The organism is Brunnivagina elsteri CCALA 953, assembly GCF_002289455.1.
GTDB classification, from domain to species: domain Bacteria; phylum Cyanobacteriota; class Cyanobacteriia; order Cyanobacteriales; family Nostocaceae; genus Brunnivagina; species Brunnivagina elsteri.
The window spans coordinates 1-7,809 of sequence record NZ_NTFS01000323.1; the positions used below are offsets into that span (position 1 = coordinate 1).

4 protein-coding genes are annotated in these 7,809 nt (G+C 37.7%); 1 reads left to right on the plus strand and 3 read right to left on the minus strand.

The annotated features are described in order from the left end of the window. Positions 1-258 precede the first annotated feature (258 nt). The 3 genes from CK510_RS22545 to CK510_RS22555 all read right to left on the minus strand — a co-directional run bounded on the left by CK510_RS22545 (position 259) and on the right by CK510_RS22555 (position 4,754). Entirely contained in the window at positions 259-714 is a 456-nt protein-coding gene (locus CK510_RS22545; RefSeq protein WP_095723823.1) for a KGK domain-containing protein, read from the minus strand. Positions 715-974: 260 nt separating this feature from the next. Further along, positions 975-2,495: a thioredoxin-like domain-containing protein gene (locus CK510_RS22550; protein WP_095723824.1), complete on the minus strand. Its 1,521-nt coding sequence runs from the start codon at positions 2,493-2,495 to the stop codon at positions 975-977. A 297-nt stretch (positions 2,496-2,792) separates the two neighbouring features. Next, a complete protein-coding gene (locus CK510_RS22555) occupies positions 2,793-4,754 on the minus strand; it encodes a hypothetical protein (protein WP_211293262.1) in 1,962 nt (653 codons plus the stop codon). Between the two features lie 713 nt (positions 4,755-5,467). Between CK510_RS22555 and psaA the strand changes: the two genes are divergently transcribed. Beyond that, entirely contained in the window at positions 5,468-7,726 is a 2,259-nt protein-coding gene (gene psaA / locus CK510_RS22560; protein WP_095723825.1) for a photosystem I core protein PsaA, read from the plus strand. Positions 7,727-7,809: the final 83 nt, after the last annotated feature.

A 7,809-nucleotide genomic window follows, 5' to 3' on the forward strand; every position in this document is an offset into this window, starting at 1 on the left:
ATCCGTTTGAAATTAGCGATCGCTTGTGGGTAAAAAATCATCTTGAAGAAGATGAAGAAAAACTACGGTTTTCAACGTAGACGAGGTTTAGCTTAACTTTTACTCTTACTTCTCCCATTTTTTCATTTACGTTGTTACTCGAATAATTGAAATTTAACATGTTACCTTTTCTTTTCTAAACAATCAATTTTACAGTAGTGAAATATAAAGAATAACTGCTGTTAAATTACAAATTAAATTAGTTAATATTTATCTATCTTAAGGTTTATTTTCAGAAAGTATTATTTGCCGAAGATCATCTAGAGGTGATTCTGGCTCTTGAATTTCATCAGAGTAGAATTCTAAAATTAAATCACTTTGAAGTCTATCATGACCTTTAAGGTTTTCGGAGGGTACAATCTTTACTGAACATCTCATTTTTAAATATCCTGATTGCCAACCTTTAGAGCCAACTTTTAAAAGTTGACATTTTATCCCATCTTCTGATGAATTCCATAAAATATTTCCACACATTAAAAAAGTTCCATTAATAGAGATACCTTTAAAAATATCTTTAACATAATAATTGTTAGATATTTTCGTGCTCAATTTAGCTTGAATATTCTCTAATAATAACTGTTTATAGATATCAACAGTATAAGTGTCTTTTAAAAAGAGCAAAACATCATTTTTGTCTAAAAAAATAAATTTATTAGGTTCAGTATTGGCTAACATTTTGTAAGTTATAAATTTTAATTTAATCAATTTTGATTCTAATTTATTCCTAATTTTCTAAATATGATAATAGTATAAATACTGATTTATCTGATACTTAATGTTTATTGGCTAACAACAAAAATAAAACATTATGAATATTGATAAATATAATCGTAAAAATTATCTGCGTTTATCTACGATTGATTAACTCAAAAAAACACGTACTAACTTATATAAGTAATTTAACCTTTCAGTTAGTTATAATCAATTAGTTAGATTTAAGGAACTGCTGGAATACAAAAATCTGGCGAACATAAACCTGGAAAATTTAAAGTTGTCACTTCCAAACTACTTAAATCGATTTGTCGAATAACATGATTATTTGTATCGGCAATATATAAAAAAGAATCCAAAATGCTCAATCCCGATGGTTCGGAAAATTGTGCATTTGTACCAACACCATCTTTTAAACCAAACTCCCCACTACCCAAAACAGTTTTACATTCACCCGTACTCAAATTAATACACTTTATTTTATGATTATAAGTATCGGCAATCCAAACATTACCTTCAGCATATTCAACCCCCAAACAATGTTGTAACAAAACATCACTACCAACACCATCGCGATCGCCAAATGCAAATAAATTTCCGCTTCCGCAAACCGTTCTTACCCGTGCAGATTCTTTCAAACCCACAGCGCGAATTGTGCTATTTTCACTATCAGCAACATACAATTCACAACCATTCGTAGTTATCCCACTAGGTTGAGCAAATACGGATTCTAGAATATTGCTATCGTAACAAGCTTCAGCACCAGTACCCGCATAAGTACCAATAATATTGCCATCTAAATCCATTTTCCATACTTGGTGAGAACCTGCGATCGCAATCCACAAATTTTCACCTACTTTCACCAAATCCCAAGGTGAATTTAATGATGTTTCCAATGCATTACCACAATGAGGACGAATATTTCGACTTTGTTTTCCCGTACCTGAAATTGTTTTTACTTGTTGTTTGATTAAATCAATTTGACGAATTGCGTGATTATTCGTATCAGCAATATAGAGAATTTTATTTTTTTGATCGAATGTCATTCCCTGTGGTGCTGAAAATTGTGTTTCTGCAAAACAACCATCTATTAAACCAGCTTTTCCATTGCCAATTATATTGAGAACTTCCCCATCAAAAGAGGTTTGAATAATCCGATTATGTCCCGTATCAGCAATAAATAAACCTATATTTGTTGCGATAACTTTACCAGGAAATGCTAGCGGTGTAATTATAGGCGATCGCAATTTTTCTAAGGTTAAATTTAGTTCTTGAAAATTCAGTGTTTCTTGTTTACTATTCTGTTCAACTACTTGCTTAATTAAATCTTCTAAAATATCACGTTTTCCCTCTCCCACAAATGAGCCAATAATATAACCTTTAGGGTCAATTACTATTAGTGTGGGATAAGCGCGTATCGCATAATCTTGCCAAATTTTAAAATCATTATCCACTAAAATAGGATGTTCAATATCATAGCGAAGGATTGCTTGACGAATATTATCTATCTCTTTTTCATTATCAAACTTTGCAGAATGTACACCGATAATTGTTAAGCTATTTTTATATTTTTGTTCTATATATTTTAAATCTGGTAGTATATGCAGGCAATTTATACAACAATAAGTCCAAAAATCTAAAACAACAATTCGACCTTTTAATTCCTTTATCGATAAAGATTTATCTGTATTTAACCAATTAAAATACTGTGGAAATTCTGGTGCGCGAACACGATTTACTACCATTTTTTGATAAATACTTATTAAATATTTCCAGTCGAATTATTAAGTAATAAGCTGTTCCGCATTTAAATCATATAATCTAAATTATTATAATTATTGTGGAGTGGGTATCCCTGCCTGCCCTAATATATGATTTAGGTGCTTTTTAGCTTACCTGTAGGGGCAGGAAAACCCCGCCCTCATACCCTTATGGATGATAAAATTGATAAGTCTATAGTTGGGTTTATTCCCTGAAAGTAACTTACAAGAACCAACTACAAACATATTCAAAAAACATATTCAAAATCCTACTTTACCTGACTAGCTTTCTCCATTTGATTGTACATCTGAGGTTGAAGATTTATCAGTAACTAGAACTTTTGTATCAGAAGAAGATACAGGTTTCGGTAACTGTAAACGCTGCAAAAATTTACTTGATTTAATCTTCTCTAATTCGCTCACAAATTTTTCTTGCAATGCATTAGATTTATTACTTGGTGTCACTTCAACTTGAGTTTTACTAGACGAAGAAGACTGTTTCTCCTCTGGTATATCTCGCACTTCTGGTTTAGTTGTCGGTGTTACTTGAGGATTTTGTAAATATTTACTAAATCTCGATTTTGCGGGTTGTGTCGGTTCAGAAGTCCCTTTCACAGCAGAAGACTCAATTACATTAGGTGTTTCGGGTTGCTTACTAAGTTTATTTCTGGGTATCGCTACAGGTGGATTTATTACTTCTGGTATCGGAGATTTTGTAGATTCTAATAATGGTGTGCTAGATGGTGTAATGATAGATGGATTAGCAGCTTTATCTACAGATTCATTAACAGGTGGATATTTGAAATACTTACCAAATCTCGGTATTTCTGTTGGAGGTTTAGTAGTCTCAGATGTAGATGTTTCGTTAATGATTTCTGGAATTAATTCTGGTATTGTAGGTGTTTCAGTTGAAATTGGCTCTGGTATCTCTTTTAAACGCGGTTGCGGTACAGGGTTTTTATTAGTTTCACGTTTAAAAAAACCGCCAGATTTTAGTCTTTCCGGTTGTTGTAATTTAACTTTAGGAGTTTCAACAGGTACTTGAATCTCTGGAATATCAATTTCTGGAATATCAATTTTTGGAACTTTTGAGTTTTCCTCTTTTGGCTGTGTTTCTGGTGTCGATTCTACAGTTGGTTCAATTTTTGGTGTAACTGTTGGTATCGGTTCTATAACAGGTATTTTCGCCGTATAATTTGGGTCAACAATGCCACGAACTTGTTCAGATGAAAGCTCACCTCTAATAATTTTAGAAAGAGTATCTTTACCTTTTGGTTCGTAATCAATACTTCTAACTGTAGTATTAAAAACGTTCTTAACTACTTTACCTTCTCCATCTAAAAATTCTAGTTTTACCCAGTTTTTTCCGGGCTTAAATCCTTTAAGATATACCGACTCCCATCTATCTAATACAAAGCTTTCACCGTTAATAGTACAGCGAATACGCCAATCTCCAATTTCATCTTTTAAAATGTCCTTACCACCAATTTGTAGCGGTGCATTCGTGATATAAAAATCTAACAAGATTGGTTCTGCACCGTATTCACCCTTGGGACGACTATATGTTAATAAAGGCTGGGATATATCGGGATTATTCTCGTCAGTCTTTGTAAAGACATGAAATGTTGTTTGCGTGTATGCACCTTCATTTTTAAAACTTTCATGCCAAGGACGGGATGCAAAAACCCGTAGTGTATGTGTACCAGCAGCTAAGTTGGATAAAGTTAGAGGTTGACTAATATCGTAAACAGCTATGTAAGGCTGATTATCTAAAATGACATGCAGATGAGGACCTAATTTATATTGCGAATCCTGAAATATTGGTAAATCTTTAACTTGAAAACTAACATCCACCCGGTCATTTTGCAAAGTTTCGTCTGGCTTCGGACTGATAATCTTAACCTGTGGTTGGTTTGTTTCCAAGCTGCGTTTTAGTTCTTGAATAACGGACGGTGGGGAAACTTCAGAAATTTGATTCGTTAGTTGTGGGTTATCCCGCACTTTTCCCGATGTAAACGGTTCCTGACTAACAACTTTTCCTCCACAACCGCTCAAACTAAGAATTAGTAGGAATGAGACTAATAATTTGGCACTTCGCTTAACTATTCCACCCTGCCAAGGAAAAGATTTCGCGATCGCTGTAAAGCGGGTGCTTTGCACCATCGCGTAGCGTCTCCTCTGGAGAATCGCCTTTTGGTGGGTGCTTTGCACCATCGCGATCGCTCTTACAAACCAAAAATTCATACGTTTCACCAGCTATACCTCACGAACAACTGAAAAACCATTTTGGCTTAAATTGTTGACCCTAAACCATAGTCCAAAGGTTAAATATTCCTGCTATGCAAAAATCTAGACATAGAAAGAGAAAGATTATGTAGGGTCATTCTATCCGTTTCCCCCATCCCATAATCTTTTACTCTCTATGTATCTCACGTATTTATTTTGACCAAATATTTTGACCAATAACCAAATAATTCATAAAAGAAATCGCACCAAACCCAAAATTATCCATAACTCTAGATTTGATTAATGGTAATAAATTGTAATAAATTGTAACAAAGTTGTAATGATACAAGAAAAGCCAGATTAGAAAAAATGCACATTAATAATTGTAACATGCAAGAATCTAAAAAATATAATATTTGCGAATTGTTTCCCTTTGTAAATTAAATGAATAAACTATTGACAATTTGCCCAACCCTGATGATGTAGAAACTAGAATCCACGGTAAGTTGAGGGATTTTTAATTATTGTTAAATTGTTTATAACTATGTGGGGTAGATGACCCTATAATTCAACAGAAACCAATTTTCACATAGCGTCTTCTCGCGAACTCCAATTTGAAGTTAGCTGAGTAAGTTATCTGAAAAAATGGGAAAAGCGACAAGCTAAAAAAAGCTGCGAAGACAACTAGTGATGTACAAAATTCCTCAATCCCTTTTAAGAGAGGAGGTCGAATGACGATTAGTCCTCCGGAGCGAGAGGAGAAGAAGGCAAGAGTGATTGTCGATAGAGACCCAGTTCCAACCTCATTTGAAAGATGGGGAAAGCCTGGACACTTCGATAGAACCCTTGCTAAAGGTCCCAAAACCACCACCTGGATTTGGAACCTTCACGCCCTCGCCCATGATTTTGATACACATACAAGCGATTTAGAAGACATTTCCCGCAAAGTATTCGCAGCACACTTCGGTCATTTGGCAGTTGTGACACTGTGGTTGAGCGGAATGATATTCCACGGTGCCAAGTTCTCGAACTACGAAGCTTGGTTAAGCGACCCTCTAGGAGTTAAGCCCAGTGCTCAAGTTGTTTGGCCCATTGTGGGACAAGATATTTTGAACGCTGATGTTGGCGGTGGCTTCCACGGGATTCAAATCACATCTGGTTTATTCCAGGTTTGGCGCGGTTGGGGTATAACCAACTCGTTCCAACTTTATTGCACTGCGATCGGCGGTTTGGTATTAGCTGGCTTGTTCTTATTTGCAGGCTGGTTCCACTACCACAAAGCTGCTCCTAAATTAGAGTGGTTCCAAAACGTTGAGTCAATGCTCAACCACCACTTGGCAGTATTGCTTGGTTGCGGTTCTTTGGGTTGGACTGGTCACTTGATCCACGTATCTAACCCAATCAACAAGTTGTTGGATGCAGGTGTCGCCCTCAAGGACGTACCTTTACCCCACGAATTCATCCTGAATAAAGACCTGTTGACTGAGTTGTATCCAAGTTTTGCTAACGGTTTGACTCCTTTCTGGACGTTGAACTGGGGTGCATACGCTGACTTTTTGACCTTCAAAGGCGGTTTAAATCCCGTGACTGGCGGTTTATGGATGACTGATATCGCACATCATCATCTTGCGATCGCAGTATTATTCATCGTTGCCGGACACCAATACCGCACCAACTGGGGTATAGGTCACAGCATCAAAGAGATTCTTGAAAACCACAAAGGACCTTTCACAGGTGAAGGTCACAAGGGTCTTTATGAAAACTTGACCACCTCTTGGCACGCTCAACTAGCAACTAACCTTGCCTTCTTGGGTTCGCTAACAATCATCATCGCGCACCACATGTACGCGATGCCCCCGTACCCATACTTAGCGACCGATTACGCGACACAGCTTTGCATATTCACCCACCACATGTGGATTGGCGGCTTCCTAATCGTCGGCGGTGCGGCACACGCATCAATCTTCATGGTGCGTGATTACGACCCGGTTGTGAACCAAAACAACCTCTTGGATCGGGTGCTTCGTCATCGCGATGCAATTATTTCTCATCTCAACTGGGTGTCAATGTTCCTTGGCTTCCACAGCTTTGGACTTTACATCCACAACGACACAATGCAAGCATTGGGTCGTCCTCAAGATATGTTCTCCGACAGTGCAATCCAATTGCAACCAGTGTTTGCACAGTGGATCCAAAACCTGCACACTGTAGCACCCGGTAGTACTGCACCAAATGCATTGCAAGTTGTTAGTCATGCCTTCGGTGGCGGAGTTGTCGCAGTTGGTGGCAAAGTCGCAATGATGCCCATCACTTTGGGTACTGCTGACTTCCTCGTACACCATATCCACGCATTCACCATCCACGTAACCGTACTGATTCTGCTTAAGGGTGTGTTATTCGCTCGCAGTTCTCGCTTAATCCCAGATAAAGCGAACTTGGGCTTCCGCTTCCCTTGCGACGGTCCTGGTCGTGGCGGTACATGCCAAGTGTCTGGTTGGGACCACGTGTTCCTTGGACTCTTCTGGATGTATAACTCCTTATCGATTGTAATTTTCCACTTCTCATGGAAGATGCAATCTGACGTATGGGGAACAGTTGATTCAGCTGGAAATGTGACTCACATTACTGGTGGCAACTTTGCTGAAGGAGCCATCACCATTAACGGTTGGTTGCGTGACTTCCTGTGGGCACAATCTTCACAAGTCATCAATTCCTACGGCAGTGCATTATCTGCTTACGGTTTGATGTTCTTAGGCGCTCACTTTATCTGGGCATTTAGCTTAATGTTCTTGTTTAGCGGTCGTGGCTACTGGCAAGAACTAATTGAATCGATCGTTTGGGCGCACAATAAGCTAAAAGTAGCTCCTGCTATTCAGCCTCGTGCCCTCAGCATCATTCAAGGTCGTGCAGTTGGTGTTGCTCACTACCTCTTAGGGGGTATAGCCACAACCTGGGCATTCTTCCACGCACACATTCTTTCAGTAGGCTAGCAACTTGGAGAGTTATGGGTGATGAATTATGAGTGATGAGTTGGAATTAAAATTAAATTTTTAGTTTTTAATTTTTAACTCAA

Bases quoted from the DNA above. Each gene is read 5' to 3' on its own strand.
- CK510_RS22545 (WP_095723823.1), bottom strand. From the start codon at position 714: ATGTTAGCCAATACTGAACCTAATAAATTTATTTTTTTAGACAAAAAT.
- CK510_RS22550 (WP_095723824.1), bottom strand. From the start codon at position 2,495: ATGGTAGTAAATCGTGTTCGCGCACCAGAATTTCCACAGTATTTTAAT.
- CK510_RS22555 (WP_211293262.1), bottom strand. From the start codon at position 4,754: ATGAATTTTTGGTTTGTAAGAGCGATCGCGATGGTGCAAAGCACCCAC.
- psaA (WP_095723825.1), top strand. From the start codon at position 5,468: ATGACGATTAGTCCTCCGGAGCGAGAGGAGAAGAAGGCAAGAGTGATT.